Raw genomic sequence first — 16656 nt, 5'->3', positions numbered from 1 at the left:
GGTGTCGCGGGTTCAAGTCCCGCTCCCGCTACAAGGAAAAAAGGGTCGCGAAGCGGCCCTTTTTTGCTTGTACCGGGGTGTGCTCGCAGGACCCGCAGGCGGTGGGCCCATGGCGCACGCTTGCGCCAGGGATCAAGTCCCGCTCCCGCTACAAGGAAAAAAGGGTCGCGAAGCGGCCCTTTTTTGCTTGCCATCGGCATGAGCGGCTGCTTTCGGTGGTGTCCGCCATCTCCTCACCTGGTGCCGCGCCCTGGTGCAGATGGCATGGTCAGGCTCGCGTCCTATCGTGGGACTCCCCTGAGCGAGATCCCCCAGGGACCGAGGAGATGACATGGACGACGCGAATCCGACCGCCAAGCTCGCCGAGCTGATCGAGGATTTCCCCATTGCGATGCTGACGACGCTCGACGATGCGGGCAGACCCGTCGCCCAGCCGTTCGCCATGCAGCAGCAGCACCACGGCTTCGATGGCGAGCTGTGGTTCCTGACCAGCGCCGACTCGTCGACTGTCGCGCGGATCGCCAGCAACCCGGCCCTCAACGTGGCGTTGAGTTCGAACAGCTCGTGGGTGTCGGCCACCGGGACCGGCGAGCTGAGCGCGGATCGTGACCGGATCAGCTCGCTCTGGGACAAGAGCTCGGAGGCCTGGTTCCCCGACGGACCCGACGACGACCGACTCCGCGCTCTGATCGTGCATGTCGAGAGCGCCGAGTACTGGGACACGCCCGGTGGGAATGTGGCGACCGTCGTCAGCTACGTGAAGTCGAAGATCTCGGGCAGCCCGATGGACATCGACAACGAGAAGATCACCCTCTGAACTGAGGGTCGCAGGCAGGTCCGCGGGGCAGGTCGCCTGACCTGGTCCGCGGACACTGGCTCCTCCCGACGTCACTCGATGGGCGGGCGACCGCGGCGTCACAGCAGTGTGCGGGCCTCGTCGATGAACGCCCGATAGTCGTCCAGGCTGTCGGTGGCCGTGATCGCGCGAAGAACCACCTCGTCCGTGCCCTGCCGGTAATCCTTCAGGCGCTCGGCGGTCCCCGGGACGGACGTGCTCAACAGCGTGTCCTCGACGTCGATGCCCAGGCGGGCGAAGTTCGCGGCGTACGACGGGTAGCCGACGTAGCGGGCCGCCTCCTCGTGCAGGCGCGGCTGCGCTGCCTCGGCGACCGCGGCGCGCACGTACAGCGCGACGTGGGAGTCCGCATCCACGGCATGGGCCTCCGCCGCCTGCTCGCGGGCGAGGTCGGGAGGCAGCCAGCTGAGGAGAACGCCATCCGATGCCCGCGCGGCCACCTCGCGCATCTTCGGGCCGAGTGCACCCACCACGATGCGCGCATCGACGCTGGACGTGAGCGCCGACGCTGCGCTCCGGACGAGCTCGAGTGCGCCCTTCCCCGCCTGCCCTGAGCCGATGCCGATCGTCAGGCGCTGCTGCGGAAGCCGGCGCCCGACGATCTGCGCGGCGATGTCACCGGGCGCGCGGCGATCGACCGCGAGGACGCCCGTCGCGAGGTGCAGTCGCTCAGTCGTCCGGGCGGCGGCCTCGAGGACCGCGACCGCATCGGCGCCAGGGGTGTCATTCACCCAGAGCGCGTGGAATCCGGCGTCTTCGATCAGCGGAGCCAGCCATCCCGCCAGTTCCGGACCGACCGATGCGGCAATACCCAGTGAGACAACGGCTCGATCTGACATACCTCGATCGTGCCCCACGTCGGCGCCATCCAGAACCTCGAACCTGGCCGAGGAGCCGTCAGGGAAGCTCAGCTGGTGGGGTGAGTGAACTGCGTGATGGTGACAGCGGTGCCATCCGGCGTCGTGAGCTCGATCTGCCGGCCGAACTCGACTCGCCTCGGCGCGGTGACGGCGAGCTTTCCCGCGACGACCAGCTCGCGGAAGCGCGAATCGAGATCATCCGTCTCGAAGTTCAGCGAGACCGCGCCCTCGGATCGCACCGTGTCCGGCGCGTCCTCATCGAGGGAGAGCTGACAGCCGCCGATGTCGAGCCGCACGAAGTTGCCGATCCTGCTCCCCGCGACAACGACGGCTCCGAGGGCCTCGTAGAACTCGATGGACGCGAGCAGGGAACGCACGTGCACGGTCGGCTGAAGCCAGATCGGATGAGACAAGTGGGCTCCCGCCTGTTGGCTCCAGCCTAGGCTCCGCGCCCCCGTCCGCGCCCCCGTTTCGGGAATCTCCAAGGAACCGCGGATTGGCGTCGATGGTCGGTTGGGGCTTGCGGCACCGACCGTCGCGCCCTGATGCAGCCGGTCGCAGAGCCTCAGGCCGAGCCGTCGGAGGGTATGTGGGACCGGTAGGCGACCAGCACCTGGTCCAGATATCGGGTGATGGCCGCCTGCTGGTCGGCGTCGAAGGACTCGATCACCCTGTCCACGTCGCGGATCATGGGCATCAGGACTCCCATCGCCTGAGCCGTCGACGCCTGCGAGGCCGTGATCACGATCCTTCGCCGATCGCCGGCGTCGTGGGTGCGCAGAACGTGGCCGACGGCTTCGAGCCGGTCGACCGACGCCGTGACCGCGGGCGGAGTGATGTGCAGTCGTCGTGCGAGCTCGCTCGGCGCCAGGGGGCCGGACTGGATCAGGTGCTCCATGGCCGCCAGGTCGGTCGGGTTCACGGAGAGCTCGCGGCCGAGGTGGCCCTCGAACTCCGCGCTGACGTCGAGGATCTCGCGGATCATCTGCGTCGCGGGGTGCATCCGGCGCCCATCCCTCTGCGGAGTCTCACTTGGCATGGTCGACAGTTTAGCGCTACCTTCAAGAGTCGAATAGTTCACCTCTTTAAGTAATGGATCAGACATGCGTCGCCTTCGCTCGTTTCTCACCGCTCGACGGACCTCGTGGATCGTGCTGGTCGGCGCGCTCCTCGTGACGGGGGCGGTCTTCGCCCTGGGCTCGGGAGCCGAGGGGGATTCATCGCCGGGCGTCGGCCTGCCCGACAGCGCGGAATCGGCGCGAGTCGCCGCGGCTCAAGAGCTGCTGCCCGACTCCGACGGAACGACCGCCCTGTTCGTCTTCAGTCGGACGGAGGATGGGGCGCTCGCCGAGCTGACCGCCGATGACATCGCGGCCGTGCAGAGCGCGGCCGATCGCCTGGCCGCATCCTCGAGCACCGATGCGCTGCCTCCCCCCACCGTCTCCGAGGACGGCACCGTGGCGCTCGTCGTGGTGCCGCTCGCCGAGCTGAGCGATGTCGCCGAGCAGGCGGATCGCGCCGATCAGCTCCGCAGCACAGCGAACACCGACCTTCCCGACGGACTCACCGCGCTGCTCACCGGACCCGAGGGCTTCGCCGTCGACGTCGCGGCGGTGTTCGAGGGCGCCGACTTCACCCTGCTCCTGACGACGGTGATCGTTGTCGCTGTCCTGCTGCTCATCACCTATCGCAGCCCCTGGCTGTGGCTCGTGCCCCTCGTTGTCGTCGGCACCGCGGACGGGCTCGCGAGCATCGTCGCCACTCGGGTCGCCGCCGCCGCAGGGATCACCCTCGACGCCTCGGTCACCGGCATCCTGTCCGTGCTCGTCTTCGGTGCGGGCACGAACTACGCGCTGCTGCTCATCGCCCGATACCGCGACGAGCTGCGCCTCGTGGAGGACCGCCGCAGCGCGATGTCGCGGGCACTGCGCGGCGCGGGTCCCGCGATCATCGCCAGCGGAAGCACCGTGGTGCTCAGCTTGCTGACCCTGCTGTTCGCTCAGCTGACGGGCAATCGCGCGCTCGGCATCGCGTGCGCGACCGGCATCGTGATCGCGATGGCCTTCGCCCTCATCGTGCTGCCCGCCGCGCTCGTGCTGTTCGGCCGTGGCCTGTTCTGGCCCTACATCCCGCGGTTCGGCACGGAGGGCAGCACCGAGAAGGGCGTCTGGCATCGGCTCGGCATCCTGGTCTCCCGACGCCCCATCGCCGTGGTGCTGATCGGCGTCGCGCTGCTCGGAGGCCTCGCCGTCGCCGGGGTGCCGCAGATCAAGCTGGGGCTGTCCCAGACCGAGAGCTTCACCTCGGCTCCCGAGGCCGTCATCGGCCAGGAGATCCTCGCCGACGCGTTCTCCGCCGGAAGCGGATCGCCCGTGATCGTGATCGCGAACGCCGACAGCGCGCAGGCCGTCTCCGACGCCGCCGGCGAGGTCGACGGCGTCGACTCGACGCGCGTCGGAGCGTCGGATGGGAGCATCACCGAGATCGACGTCACCCTCGACGCGGCCGCGGAGACACCCGAGTCGTTCGCGGCGGTCGACGCGCTGCGCGAGAAGCTGCATGCCGTCGACGGCGCGGACGCACTCGTCGGCGGGCTCGATGCCCAAGCGCTCGACGTCAGTCGCGCCCAGACCGCTGACCAGGATCTGGTGATCCCGCTCATCCTCGGCCTGGTGTTCGTGGTGCTCGTCCTGCTGCTGCGCTCGCTGGTCGCGCCGGTCCTGCTCCTGCTCACGGTGGTCGGCAGCTTCTTCGCCAGCCTCGGTGCGAGCTGGCTGCTCTTCCAGTCGGTCTTCGGGTTCCCGGCCATCGACACCAACGTGGTGCTGTTCAGCTTCCTGTTCCTCGTGGCGCTGGGCGTCGACTACAACATCTTCCTGGTGACCCGTGCGCGGGAGGAGGCGGCGGTGCATGGCACCAAGGACGGCATGATCCGCGCCCTGAGCTCGACGGGAGGGGTGATCACCAGCGCCGGGATCCTGCTCGCCGCCGTCTTCGCGGTGCTGGGGGTGCTGCCGCTGATCACCCTCACCCAGATCGGCATCATCGTCTGCATCGGAGTGCTGCTGGACACCCTCCTCGTGCGCACCCTGGTGGTGCCGTCCCTGGCATTCCTGGCGGGTGACCGCTTCTGGTGGCCCGGCCGGCTCTCCGCGAAGGACATGCACTGACGGGAGTCCGCGAAGCCCGGGGAAGAGATCTCGACCGAATTCCGGAGAAGTGCATCCGAATGCATCCCTCCGCGAGAAGTGATGAGTGACAGGCGCGGTCTGCCGCTCACCCAAGGAGGAAGCACGTGCACAGAAAGTTGCTCGCCGGCGTCACAGCCGGCATCGCCATCGGCGTCCTGACATCGATGGGCGCGGTGGTACCCGCCAGCGCGATCTCATCGACGAACGCCGATCTCTACGTCCTGCACGCCGTCCCGGCCACGCCGGTCGACGTGTATGTCAACGACAAGCTCACGCTGGACGACTTCCAGCCCGGAGACATGGCCGGACCGCTGGATCTCCCCGCGGGGACCTACACCGTGGCCATCACGGCGGCCGACGCGGCCGACGCGAGCGCCCCGGTCATCGGCCCCATCGACCTCCAGCTCGCCGCCAACACGAGCTATACGGCGGTCGCGCATCTCAGCGAGGCGGGCAAGCCCACCGCCACGCTGTTCACGAATGACCTGAGCAGCACTGCCGCGGGCGAAGGTCGCCTCACGGTCCGGCACACCGCGGCCGCACCCGCCGTGGACATCCTGGCCGGAGGATCGGCAGTCGTCTCCGGTCTGGTCAACCCGAACGAGGCGAGCCTCGATCTCGCCGCCGGGACCGTGTCGGCCGCCGTGGCGCTCGCCGGAACCACGGCGCCTGTCATCGGTCCCGCGGACGTCCCGATCGAAGAGGGCGTCAACACCATCGTCTACGCCTGGGGTAGCGCCACGGACAAGAACCTGGCTCTCGCCGTGCAGACCATCGGCGGACTGCACTCGTCGCCCGATGGAGTGAACACCGGTACCGCAGGTCTCGTCGACACCGCACCCGGATCGCCCCTGCTCGTAGGTGGGTTCGCGCTGAGCCTGCTGCTGCTCGTCGGTGCGGGCCTCGCTATGGCGCGCCGCTCCGCTGGAGCGAAGAGCTGACCATGCTCACCCTGCTGAGGGGGGCGGTGCTCTCGGGCATCGCCCTCCTCATCACCATCTGCTGCGTCGCGGCCGCGCCCACGGACGCGCGGTTCGCCGCATTCCGAACGGATGCCCCCGCGGTCGCGGCTGACGGACCGGCGTCGATCGACGACGTGCTCGGCATCGGCTCCAACACTGCCGGCAGCTCCGTGCTGACCGCCGACGCGGCCATCGATCTTCCGGTGGACGACCCTCCGATGGCGGAGGAGCCCGAGCTCCCGGACGTTCCCCTCTACAGCGCCGCGCTGGCGGATCTGCCGGCGACGAGCTCGCTTCCGCCGACCCGCATCGTCATCGCCGACGTCGGGATCGACATGGCCGTCGAGCCCGTCGGCGTGCTCGATGACGGAGCCATGCAGATCCCCGCGAACGTCGCCGTCGCCGGCTGGTACCGGTTCGGCTCCGATCTGGCGAGCGCAGCGGGCACGACGGTTCTCGCCGCCCACGTCGACTCGCTCGAGTACGGCCTCGGACCCTTCGCCCGGCTCACCGAGCTCGCCGCCGGTGCGCGGATCACCGTCTTCGACGCGTCCGGCGCCCCGCACGACTTCCTGCTCACCGCGGCGCGAGAGACGGCGAAGGCCGACCTTCCCGTCGCCGAGGTCTTCGATCGGCAGGGTCCGCCGCGTCTCATGCTGATCACCTGCGGGGGAGCCTTCGACCGGCAGAGCCTGACCTACGCGGACAACGTGATCCTGACCGCCGTCCCCGCTTCCGATGACGCAGGTGCGCAGTGACCGTCCCGCCGCAGGAGCAGCAGCCCTCGCGCAGCCCGTCGGCTGTCGGGCAGTCCGATCTCCCTCGCTCCGATGCGCGCCGACGCGCAGACCGCGATGATCGACACGTGGACCTCGAAGCCGGATTCGTCGCGGGCGACGAGCGCGCGCTCGAAGAGGCCTACGCGCGCTGGAGCTCGCTGATCTACACGGTGGCGCTGCGATCGCTCGGCGACGTGGGGGAGGCGGAGGACGTCACGCAGAAGACGTTCGTCGCCGGGTGGACCGGGCGCACCGGCTTCGATCCGTCCCGCGCCCGGCTTCCCGGCTGGCTGATGGGGATCGCCCGCAACAAGATCGCCGACACCCACGAGGCGCGCGCCCGAGTGCGCGCCCTGCAGGAGCGCCTCGTCGCACTCGACAGTGTCCGCACCGCCCCCGCTCCCGACATCGACCTGGCCGACCGTCTCCTCATCGCCGACGAGATATCCCGCCTCGAGCCCGACGCCCAGCGGGTCATCCGGCTCGCCTTCTTCGACGATCTGACCCATGTCCAGATCGCGGAGCGGACGGGACTGCCGCTCGGCAGCGTGAAGAGTCACATCCGCCGAAGCCTGGAACGGCTTCGCACACAGCTGGGGGCCGTCGATGTCAGAGGATGAAGAGCTGAGCAGGCACGTCCATCCGGACACGCTCGCGTTGCTCGCCATCGGCGAGCAGGTGGCAGCCGACCCCGACCTGCGGCATCTCGACGACTGCCCGGACTGCGCCGCCTACCTGCGCGAGCTGGCGGAGGCGGCAGCTCTCGGCCGCACCGCGATCGATGTCGTCGACCTCACCGCACCCGATCGTCGGGTGTGGGCGAACATCCGCGCCGAGCTCGGAATGTCCGCCGAAGCGACGGGCGAGGCCGCGCTCGGCGATGATGCTGCCACGGACCCGTCGGCCGGTGCGATCGGAGCCGGCGAGACCTCCGATGATGGCCCGGTCGGCGAGCCACCCGCGGACCAGCTGACCCTTGGAGGGGTAGGCGATGCTCCCATTGCACAGCCGACGCCGATCCGCCTGCCGAGCCGCCCGTCGAGCCGCTCGTCTGGCGCGTCGAGCCGCCGTCGTGTCCGGCGCCCGGTCCTCGTCGCCGTCGCCGGCCTGGCCGCAGCGGTTGCCGTGATCGGGGTGGTCTGGGGCATGACGCGCCCTGCGCCTCCCGAGGTGGTGGCCGCCGCTCAGCTCGCGCCTCTGCCTGGCTGGGACGACACCGGAAACGCGGTCGTCGAGGAGGCCCCCGACGGGAGCCGCACCCTCGCCGTCACGGTCGGCGGCGCGGTGGACTCGACGCAGTACCGGGAGGTGTGGCTGATCACCTCGGATCTCCGCGAGCTGATCAGCCTCGGCGTGCTCGAGGGCGACGCGGGCTCCTTCGCCATCCCGGACGGCGTCGACATCCTCGACTACGACCTGGTGGATGTATCCGCCGAGCCGCTCGACGGCGATCCCGCGCACTCCGGCGACTCCATCGTTCGGGGCGAACTGCGCTGACCGCTCGTTCCCGATGCAGCCGAGAGGGAGGCGATGCCCGCCTACGGTATTTCTCTCGACGCATGATCGGGGCCGCAGGTCGGGACGCTTCCCGCGGACCGTGGCGCCGGGATGCCGACACACCCGAAGACGGGTGCGCGAATGCACTTGACGCAGAAATGCAATCGCGTAAGATTGCGTTGCCTGCAAAATCTTTGCCGTGCCTCTTCGGCCCTCTGCCGCCGCCCGCACTAAGGAATTCCGTGTCAACTGCAACCGCGCCCGTCGAGGCGCCCACCGCCTCATCAGCTGAGGCCTCGAAGCCGATCATGAGCCACCGGCAGATCCTGCTGGTCATCTACGGCCTCATGGCCGGCATGTTCCTGTCCTCGCTCGACCAGACGATCGTCGGAACCGCCATCCGCACCATCGGCGACGACCTCCACGGTCTCGACCAGCAGGCGTGGGTCACCACCGCCTACCTGATCACCTCGACCATCGCGGTGCCGATCTACGGCAAGCTCTCCGACATCTTCGGCCGTCGCCCGCTCTTCATCTTCGGCATCGCCGTCTTCCTGCTCGGCTCGCTCGCCGCGTCGTTCTCGACCTCGATGCTGATGCTCGCCGGATTCCGCGCGCTGCAGGGCATCGGGGCCGGTGCGCTGATGTCCATCCCGCTCGCCATCATGGGCGACATGCTCGCTCCGCGTGAGCGTGCCAAGTACCAGGGCTACTTCTTCGCCGTCTTCGGCATCTCCTCGGTCATCGGCCCGCTGGTCGGCGGCCTGTTCGCCGGCGCGAACGAGATCCTGTTCGTCACCGGCTGGCGCTGGGTCTTCCTGATCAACCTGCCCATCGGCATCATCGCCCTCGGCATGGTCATCGCCTTCCTGCACCTGCCCAAGTTCGAGCGCCACGCCAAGCCGCGCATCGACTGGTTCGGCGCCACCTTCGTCATCGTCGCGCTCGCGCCGCTCCTGCTGATCGCGGAGCAGGGCCGCACCTGGGGCTGGGGCTCCGCCGGTGCGATCGCCTGCTACATCATCGGCGGCCTCGGCATCGCGGCCTTCATCATCACCGAACGGATCATGAAGGAGGACGCGATCATCCCGCTCCGCCTCTTCAACTCCCGCTCGTTCTCGATGGCGACCATCCTCGGCGTGCTCGTCGGCTTCGGCATGTTCGGTGCCATGCTCACCCTCCCGCTCTACCTGCAGATCGTGACCGGCCTCACTCCGACCCAGTCGGGCTTCGCGATGATCCCGATGGTGGTCGGCCTGATGATCGCGTCGATCGGCTCAGGCCAGATCCTGGCGCGCACCGGCAAGTACCGCATCTTCCCCATCACCGGCACGGCGATCACCGCCCTCGGCTTCCTGACCCTGACCTTCGTCACGGTCGACAAGCCCCTGTGGTTCCTGATGATGGCGATGTTCTTCATCGGCCTGGGCCTCGGCCAGCTCATGCAGACCCTGACCCTCGCCAGCCAGGGGTCGGTCGAGCCGCACCAGATGGGCGTCGCCACCAGCGCGGCCACCTTCTTCCGCCAGATGGGCGGAACGCTGGGCGTCGCCATCCTGCTCTCCGTGCTGTTCTCGGCGCTGCCGGCCAACATCATGAACTCGCTCGGCAGCGAGAAGCAGCTGACCACGTCGCTCGACGCGGCCCTCGACCCGTCGGTCGCCGGCGCCAGCGAGAACGCGGCCGTCATGGAGCAGATCTGGAACCCGATCGTCACCCCGATCAAGCAGTCCGTGCAGGACCAGCTCGATGACGCGGTGACCACCGCAACCGCCGCGGCGGACGACGCCGTGACCCAGCAGGTCACGGCAGCCGTCCAGGCTCAGGTCGATGCCGGTGCGATCCCCGCCACCGCGGCACCGGGAATCATCGCGACCCAGGTCGTGGCCGCCCAGCCTGCAGCCGAGGCATCCGCGCTCGCCGCGGTCGCCGAGAAGGCGCACGCCACGGTGGACGGCGACACGGTCTCGGTCGACTACTCGGACGCCGACCAGCGTGCGTACTGGGTCGACCAGCTCGCCCCGACGATCGCCGACAACATCAAGGACGGCGACTCGTCGACCTCCGACTCGGCGAGCAGCTCGACCAGCGACACGTCGTTCCTGAACGGCGCCGACAAGCGCCTGGCCGCGCCGTTCCTGATCGGCTTCAACAGCTCGGTCGTGACCGTGTACTGGATCGCGCTCTCGGTGATCCTGCTCGCGTTCGTGCTGTCGCTGTTCTTCAAGGTGCCGCCGCTGCGCAAGGTCTCGGCCCTGCAGGAGCGCGCGGACAAGGCGGGTCTCACCGAGACCGGCTCCATCCGCACCGCGTAGAGCCGCCCAGGATCACGAGCGCACCATGACGATCCTCGAGAACGCGGAGGCCGGCGACGGCCTCCGCGAGCGGAAGAAGGCGCAGACCCGCCGCGCCATCCACGAGGCGGCCTACCGCCTCGTGGATGAGCAGGGCTTCGAGTCGACGACCATCGACCAGATCTGCCACCAGGCGGACGTGTCCTCTCGGACCTTCTTCAACTACTACCCCTCCAAGAACGCCGCCGCGCTCGGCCTCTCCGGCGAATCGCTCGACGACGGCGCCGCGACGCGGTTCCGGTCGGCGAGCGGATCGCTGGTGGACGCCCTCTGCGACATGATCGCTGGGGGCGACCAGTTCGCCGCCCGCCATCTGCGCCTCAAGCGCCTGGTCAAGCGCAATCCCGAGCTGATGCCGACCCTCGGCAGCCTGATGACGGCTGCCCGCGGACGGCTGATCGACCTCGCGGCGGAACGTGCCGCGAGTCGCGATGAGGCCGAGCTGGCCGTCAGCCTCGTGCTCGCGGCGCTCGCTCTGACCGTGCACAGCACGACGGAATCGGACCTGCCGTCCGCCGTCCGACTGCGGTCCTCGGTGGATGCGATCGTGGCCGTGCGGAACGCACCGCTCCGGTCGGCCGAACTCGTCGAGACGGTCGCCTAGGCCCTATCCGCCTGCCGCGCCGCGGCACATGGAAGGAGCGCGGGCACGTGAACGTTCACGTGCCCGCGCACCTTTCATCTGCCCGGTCAGCGTCCTGTCGGAGTCAGCTTGTCGGAGCCACCAGCTTCGACGGGCTCGACAGCTTCGCCCGCATGAGCAGCGCCCCCGCGACCACGAACATGGCCGCTCCCAGCCAGTACGGCGCGGAATGGGCGATGCCGGTGTAGAGGAAGCCGGCGAGCAGCGGGGCGATCATCCCGGACGCGGACTGGATCGCGGAGACAGCCCCCGCCAGCCAGCCCTGCTCGTCGTCGCCGACCGCGGTCGACAGGAGCCCCTGCAGCGCCGCGTTCGCCCCGCCCTGGCCGGCGGCCAGCACGAGCGCGCCGACGATGACGAGGACGGGGGAGTCGAAGACCGATCCCACGATGGCGAGGGCCACGCAGCCGAATCCCTGAGCCGCGATGCCGGCGATCACGACCCCGCGCTCGCCGATCCGCGGAAGCAGGATGCCGAGCAGTCCGCCCTGCACGATGATGTCGACGATCCCGACGCCGGCGACGACGAGACCGATCTGGGTCGCGTTCCACATCACCGAATCCAGCGCGAGCACGGCGAAGTTGTTCGCGAAGAACATGAACGGGATGGCGACGAGGGTGAAGCCGAGAAGCACCCAGCGCAGCTGAGGTCGGGTATACGCATCCTTCAGCACCTTGAACGGGTGCAGGTGCGGCAGGTGCAGCGAGCGGGTGCGCCGCTCGGGCGGCAGGCTCTCGGGCAGGAGGAAGATGCTGAGGACGGCGACCACGGCCGCGATGGCCGCCGTCACGAACACGGGCAGATTGACGTCGATCGCGGCGAGCAGCCCTCCAGCTGCCGGCCCGATCATGAAGCTGATGCCGGTGAGTGCGCCGAGCAGGCCGAAGCGCTTCGCGCGCTTGTCCGCCGGCGTGATGTCGGCGACGTAGGCGAAGAGGGCTGGCATGTCCCCGGCGGTGATGCCCTGGATGATGCGGCCGAGCAGCAGCACCCAGATCGCGCCGCCGATGCCGAAGGTCAGGTAGCCGATCGATGCGCCGAATGCGGCGGTGATGATGACGGGGCGTCGTCCGATCCGGTCGGAGAGGGCTCCGAGGAACGGCGCGACCAGGAAGGCGCAGAGGGCGTTGACGGTCTCGAGGACGCCCACCCATACCGCGAGGTGGTCGGCGTTGTCGATGTATCGGAGCACGACGAACGGCAGCACGGGCAGCACGACCGTCATGCCCGCCACGTTGAGCATCGTGATGACGATCAGCATCCACCAGGCCCGTCGGGGCGCACCGCCCAAAGAAGCGGGCGATGCGTCGGGCGGTTCACCGGAGGGTTCCGGCGCCGATGCGGCGGCGGGCGAAGCGTCCGATCGAGTCACGAGGGTCGACTCTAGGGCCGCATCCACGCCTGAGATGCCGGTACCGTCTCGACCCGCGGATCGGGAACGGATCCCGCTCGCCGGCCACAGCCCTGATGGATCCAGCCGACGCTCACCGAGCGCACAGGGCATGCCCACGCGCAAGCCCTTGTCGGCCCCGACCCTCGCGGGTGGACTGGAAGAACAACCCGACGACGCGAGGAGACCGACCATGCCGATCACGATCCACGACGAGGCAGACCGGTGAGCACCGCCTTCTGGGGGCCGGCGGTCGCCGGCCGCGAGCTGCACGGCCAGGAGCTGCACAGCCATGACGAGCCGCTCGGCGAGCTCGAAGTCGTCCACACCTTCGACGACGGGCCGATGCCGACCGGGGTGACGGTGTCGGCCGCGGGACGCATCTTCGTCAACTACCCGAAGTGGGGCGACGACGTGCCGGCCACCGTGGTCGAGCTGCGCGAGGGGCACCCCGTCCCCTACCCGTCGATCGAGGTCAACACGCCATCCGGCGACGACGACCCGACCGCCTTCGTCTCGGTGCAGAGCGTCGTGGTCGATCCGGCCGACCGGCTGTGGGTGCTCGACACCGGCAGCCCCCTGTTCCAGCCGACGAAGCGCGGCGGACCCAAGCTCCTGCGCGTCGACCTCGATACCGATCAGGTCGTGCAGACCATCGTGTTCGAGCCGGATGTCGCCCTGCCCAGCACGTATCTCAACGATGTGCGATTCGACCTCGGTCGCGGCGAGGCGGGGATGGCGTTCATCACCGACTCCGCTGACAGCGGCCCTAACGGCATCATCGTGGTGGACCTCGCCACGGGCGATGCCTGGAGGCGCTTGCACGATCACCCCAGTACCAAGGCCCTGCCCACGCAGGAGTTCGTCCCGATCGTCGAGGGCCGCGTCTTCATGGAGCGACCCGCAGACGGCGCCCCGAAGCCCGTGACGATGGGTGCCGACGGCATCGCCATCTCCGCCGACGGGGCCCGACTCTGGTACTGCGCCCTGGCGACCCGTCGCTGGCACAGCGTGTCGGTCGACGCCCTCTGCGACCGCTCTGTGGACGACGAGGCCGTCGGGAGCACGGTCATCGACGAGGGCGACAGGGGCGGCGGTGCCGACGGGCTCCAGACGGACAGCGCCGGCATCCTCTACGCGACGAACTACGAGCACAACGCCGTCGTGCGCCGTCTGCCGAGCGGTGAGCTGCAGACCGTGGCCCACGATCCGCGCCTGCTCTGGCCCGACACCATGTCGGTCGCCGCCGACGGCCACCTCTACGTCACGGCGAATCAGCTGCACCGGCAGGCCAAGTATCAGGGCGGCGACGATCTGCGGGTCTACCCCTACTACCTGTTCCGGGTCGCCATCGGTGCAGGAGCGATCTCCCAGGACTCTCCGACGGGATAGCGCGGCGCGCATCCGAGCCGCGGCACATCGAGTGTGCGCGGGCACGTGGACGTTCGCGTGCCCGCGCACTTCTCATGTGCCGGTGAGCCGCCGATCGATGACGCCCAGGTTGAGCGATGTGTCGCCCACTATCGTTGACCCCGGTCGCACATCACCGGAGGTTGTCATGATCAGGTCAAACGCAGGCGGAACGTCGGGTGCTCGTTCGGGAGCGGGAGGCGGTCGCTCGCGCACCGGGATCTGGGACGCGATGGATCAGCTCCGCGACACGTTCGAGCAGCGCTTCGAAGAGCGCAGCGGCAGCCGGATGGGGCGCGGCGACGTGCGCACGGCCGTGCTGGCGATCCTCACCGAGGAGCCGATGCACGGCTACCAGATCATCCGCGCGATCGAAGAGCGCAGCAACGGGATGTGGAAGCCGAGTCCCGGCTCCGTCTATCCGACCCTGCAGGTGCTCGCCGACGAGGGGCTCGTCACCGCCGTCGAATCGGCCGGCAAGAAGACCTACTCCCTGACCGATGCCGGACGGGTGGCCGCGGAGACGGCGCCCGATGTCTCCGCTCCGTGGGAAGCGCCGGGCAAGCGAGCCGCCGCCCTCTCCGGCGCCATCCCGAAGGCCGGTGCGCAGCTCGCCCAGGCCGCGGCGCAGGTGGCGCACGCCGGATCGCCGGAGGATGTCGCCGAAGCGGTCGCGGTGCTCGACGAGGCGCGGCGCAAGCTCTACGCCATCCTCGCCCGCAGTTGACCAACACCACCGCGATCGTCGCGCGCGATCCATCGGAGCGATTCGGCCGCGACGGGCGCGCCCGCTACCGGCGCATCCTTCGCTTCGCGACCCGCTACATGGTCGAGAACTGGTGGTTCGAGATCGCTCTGCCCCAGCTCGGCCTCGCCGGGCTCGGCGCCCGGGGACGCACCCGTCGGTGGCAGCGGATGGCACGAAACTTCTACGGGCTCGCCACCGAGCTCGGCGGCCTGATGATCAAGGTCGGCCAGTTCCTCTCCTCTCGGCTCGACGTGCTGCCGCCCGAGGTCACCCGCGAGCTGGTCGGTCTGCAGGACGAGGTGCGGCCCGAGGACTTCCGCCAGGTCCGCGCGCTCGCCGAGGCAGAGCTCGGCACCTCCCTCGAGGGCGCATACGCCTCGTTCGATGAGACCCCGATGGCGGCCGCGTCCCTCGGCCAGGCGCACCGCGCGCGGCTCTCACCCGAGATGGCCCAGGATGCGGGATTCACCGACGTCGTCGTGAAGATCCAGCGCCCGAACATCGGGATGCTCGTCGATGTCGACCTGGCCGCCCTGCGCTGGGTGGCTCGGCGACTGAGCAGATTCGCCCTCGTGAACCGCCGTGTCGACCTGCCCGGACTCGCGGAGGAGTTCGCCGTCACCAGCCTGGAGGAGATCGACTACCTGCACGAGGCACAGAGCGCCGAGCGGTTCGCCGCCCAGTTCGAGGGCGACGACCGCGTGCGGGTGCCCGGCATCGCCTGGGAGCGCTCGACGCGACGGGTGCTCACCCTGCAGGACGTCAGCGCCATCAAGATCAACGATCTCGATGCGCTCCGGTCGGCGGGCATCGATCCGTCCGCCGTCGCGATCGAATTCGCGAACGTGATGTTCGACCAGCTGTTCGTCGACGGCTTCTTCCATGGGGATGCCCACCCGGGCAACATCTTCGTCACTCCGGTGCCCCGGTCCGCGGCGCAGACCGATAGCGCGGGCACCGCGACAGCGGATGGCGCAGGCGCCGGGACCGCGGGGGAGGCGCGGGGCTGGGTTTTGACGTTCGTCGACTTCGGCATGATGGGCGAGATCCCCGACACCCTGCGCACCGGGCTGCAGCAGTTCCTCATCGCGGTGGCCTCCCGCGATGGCCGACGGCTCGTGAAGAGCATGAACGACCTCGGCGTCCTGCTTCCCTCGGCGGACATCCGCGAGCTCGAGCGCACCATGTCCGCCCTCTTCTCCCGCTTCGGCGGGGTCGCCTTCACCGATCTGCAGGACGTCGACCCGCGAGAGCTCAAGGACTTCGCCGACCAGTTCGGCGAGACGATCCGTCTGCTGCCCTTCCAGCTCCCGAAGAACTTCCTGCTCGTCATCCGGGCGGTCTCCCTGATCTCGGGCCTCTGCAGCACGCTCGACCCGAAGTTCAACATCTGGAACGCCGTCGAGCCCTACGCCGACAAGCTGCTCCGCGACGAGCGCGGCGGCGTGATCGGGTCGTTCGCGCGTGAGGCGGTCGAGACCGTCGGCATCGTCGCCCGGCTGCCGCGCCGGCTCGACGGGCTCGTCACCCGCATCGAGGACGGCGAGATCGAGGTCGAGACCCCTCGGCTCGAGCGCCAGGTCCGACAGCTCGAGCGGACCGTCAGCCGCATGGTGTCGGCGATCGTGTTCGTGGGACTGCTGCTCGCCGGCGTCCTGCTGCGGAGCACCGACGAGGTGTTCGGCATCGTGCTGATGGCGGTCTCGGCGCTTCCGCTGCTCCATGCGCTCCTCGCAGGACTGTTCCGAGGCCGCCGGGGCCGCTGACCAGCGGTTGCATCGGCTTGCCGGTCAGTCGCGGAAGGCGCGCACTGCTTCTCGGGCTCGATGCTTCGGCTGCCGGTCTCGAGACGGCCCTGCCTTCGGCGGGGCCCTCCTCGACCAACGAGTATTCAGATCAACGAGTATTCATCGGTGGCTGAGCCGGGCGCGCAGCGCCCGTGTCGAAGCCCGGCCGTCGTCCCCTG

General features: G+C 69.3%; 15 protein-coding genes. 11 read left to right on the top strand and 4 right to left on the bottom strand.

All coding sequences use genetic code 11. From position 1 onward, the window contains the following. Nucleotides 1-331 precede the first annotated feature (331 nt). A complete protein-coding gene (locus tag E6C64_RS10435; RefSeq protein WP_136427418.1) occupies nt 332-817 on the top strand; it encodes a pyridoxamine 5'-phosphate oxidase family protein in 486 nt (161 codons plus the stop codon). 98 nt (nt 818-915) lie between these two features. On the opposite strand, the gene E6C64_RS10430 is transcribed toward E6C64_RS10435, so the two are convergent. From E6C64_RS10430 to E6C64_RS10420, 3 genes are all read right to left on the bottom strand, one after another. After that, complete coding sequence (locus E6C64_RS10430) at nt 916-1695, bottom strand: LLM class flavin-dependent oxidoreductase (protein WP_136427417.1); 780 nt, start codon at nt 1693-1695, stop codon at nt 916-918. Nucleotides 1696-1763: 68 nt separating this feature from the next. Next, nucleotides 1764-2129: a VOC family protein gene (locus tag E6C64_RS10425; RefSeq protein WP_136427416.1), complete on the bottom strand. Its 366-nt coding sequence runs from the start codon at nt 2127-2129 to the stop codon at nt 1764-1766. Between the two features lie 152 nt (nt 2130-2281). After that, nucleotides 2282-2755 carry a MarR family winged helix-turn-helix transcriptional regulator gene (locus E6C64_RS10420; RefSeq protein ID WP_158437828.1) on the bottom strand — a complete coding sequence of 158 codons (474 nt, stop codon included), beginning with the start codon at nt 2753-2755 and terminating at the stop codon, nt 2282-2284. A 64-nt stretch (nt 2756-2819) separates the two neighbouring features. Between E6C64_RS10420 and E6C64_RS10415 the strand changes: the two genes are divergently transcribed. From E6C64_RS10415 to E6C64_RS10385, 7 genes are all read left to right on the top strand, one after another. Continuing rightward, nucleotides 2820-4886 (top strand): MMPL family transporter, encoded by a 2067-nt coding sequence (locus E6C64_RS10415; RefSeq protein ID WP_136427414.1) that lies wholly within the window; start codon nt 2820-2822, stop codon nt 4884-4886. A 125-nt stretch (nt 4887-5011) separates the two neighbouring features. After that, complete coding sequence (locus E6C64_RS10410) at nt 5012-5848, top strand: DUF4397 domain-containing protein (protein WP_438941852.1); 837 nt, start codon at nt 5012-5014, stop codon at nt 5846-5848. A 2-nt stretch (nt 5849-5850) separates the two neighbouring features. Next, on the top strand, nt 5851-6627 hold the full coding sequence (locus E6C64_RS10405; RefSeq protein WP_136427413.1) for a class F sortase: 777 nt from the start codon (nt 5851-5853) through the stop codon (nt 6625-6627). A gap of 107 nt (nt 6628-6734) precedes the next feature. Continuing rightward, on the top strand, nt 6735-7268 hold the full coding sequence (locus tag E6C64_RS10400; protein ID WP_136427412.1) for an RNA polymerase sigma factor: 534 nt from the start codon (nt 6735-6737) through the stop codon (nt 7266-7268). After that, nucleotides 7255-8145, top strand: coding sequence for an anti-sigma factor domain-containing protein (locus E6C64_RS10395; protein ID WP_136427411.1), 891 nt, complete (start codon nt 7255-7257; stop codon nt 8143-8145). The genes E6C64_RS10400 and E6C64_RS10395 overlap by 14 nt, the downstream gene beginning before the upstream one ends. A gap of 308 nt (nt 8146-8453) precedes the next feature. Then, nucleotides 8454-10460, top strand: a complete 2007-nt coding sequence (locus tag E6C64_RS10390; protein WP_136427557.1) for an MDR family MFS transporter — start codon at nt 8454-8456, stop codon at nt 10458-10460. Between the two features lie 25 nt (nt 10461-10485). Further along, the gene (locus E6C64_RS10385) at nt 10486-11103 is read left to right on the top strand and encodes a TetR/AcrR family transcriptional regulator (protein WP_136427410.1); all 618 of its coding nucleotides are present in this window, start codon (nt 10486-10488) and stop codon (nt 11101-11103) included. Nucleotides 11104-11206: 103 nt separating this feature from the next. On the opposite strand, the gene E6C64_RS10380 is transcribed toward E6C64_RS10385, so the two are convergent. After that, a complete protein-coding gene (locus tag E6C64_RS10380; RefSeq protein ID WP_136427409.1) occupies nt 11207-12403 on the bottom strand; it encodes an MFS transporter in 1197 nt (398 codons plus the stop codon). Nucleotides 12404-12757: 354 nt separating this feature from the next. Between E6C64_RS10380 and E6C64_RS10375 the strand changes: the two genes are divergently transcribed. The 3 genes from E6C64_RS10375 to E6C64_RS10365 all read left to right on the top strand — a co-directional run bounded on the left by E6C64_RS10375 (nt 12758) and on the right by E6C64_RS10365 (nt 16456). Further along, the gene (locus E6C64_RS10375) at nt 12758-13924 is read left to right on the top strand and encodes an L-dopachrome tautomerase-related protein (RefSeq protein ID WP_233255559.1); all 1167 of its coding nucleotides are present in this window, start codon (nt 12758-12760) and stop codon (nt 13922-13924) included. 166 nt (nt 13925-14090) lie between these two features. Then, nucleotides 14091-14669 (top strand): PadR family transcriptional regulator, encoded by a 579-nt coding sequence (locus tag E6C64_RS10370; protein WP_136427408.1) that lies wholly within the window; start codon nt 14091-14093, stop codon nt 14667-14669. Next, nucleotides 14666-16456, top strand: coding sequence for an ABC1 kinase family protein (locus E6C64_RS10365; protein WP_233255558.1), 1791 nt, complete (start codon nt 14666-14668; stop codon nt 16454-16456). Before E6C64_RS10370 ends, E6C64_RS10365 begins: the two co-directional genes overlap by 4 nt. Nucleotides 16457-16656 lie beyond the last annotated feature (200 nt).

The sequence above is a fragment of the Naasia lichenicola genome (assembly GCF_004801885.1).
Taxonomy (GTDB): Bacteria; Actinomycetota; Actinomycetes; order Actinomycetales; family Microbacteriaceae; genus Naasia; species Naasia lichenicola.
The sequence above is the reverse complement of the archived record's forward strand: the minus strand, read 5'-3'. Positions and strand labels throughout refer to the sequence as shown.

Coding starts and splice junctions, on each gene's coding strand:
- E6C64_RS10435 (WP_136427418.1), top strand. CDS start 332: ATGGACGACGCGAATCCGACCGCCAAGCTCGCCGAGCTGATCGAGGAT.
- E6C64_RS10430 (WP_136427417.1), bottom strand. CDS start 1,695: ATGTCAGATCGAGCCGTTGTCTCACTGGGTATTGCCGCATCGGTCGGT.
- E6C64_RS10420 (WP_158437828.1), bottom strand. CDS start 2,755: ATGCCAAGTGAGACTCCGCAGAGGGATGGGCGCCGGATGCACCCCGCG.
- E6C64_RS10415 (WP_136427414.1), top strand. CDS start 2,820: ATGCGTCGCCTTCGCTCGTTTCTCACCGCTCGACGGACCTCGTGGATC.
- E6C64_RS10405 (WP_136427413.1), top strand. CDS start 5,851: ATGCTCACCCTGCTGAGGGGGGCGGTGCTCTCGGGCATCGCCCTCCTC.
- E6C64_RS10395 (WP_136427411.1), top strand. CDS start 7,255: ATGTCAGAGGATGAAGAGCTGAGCAGGCACGTCCATCCGGACACGCTC.
- E6C64_RS10390 (WP_136427557.1), top strand. CDS start 8,454: ATGAGCCACCGGCAGATCCTGCTGGTCATCTACGGCCTCATGGCCGGC.
- E6C64_RS10385 (WP_136427410.1), top strand. CDS start 10,486: ATGACGATCCTCGAGAACGCGGAGGCCGGCGACGGCCTCCGCGAGCGG.
- E6C64_RS10380 (WP_136427409.1), bottom strand. CDS start 12,403: ATGCTGATCGTCATCACGATGCTCAACGTGGCGGGCATGACGGTCGTG.
- E6C64_RS10370 (WP_136427408.1), top strand. CDS start 14,091: ATGATCAGGTCAAACGCAGGCGGAACGTCGGGTGCTCGTTCGGGAGCG.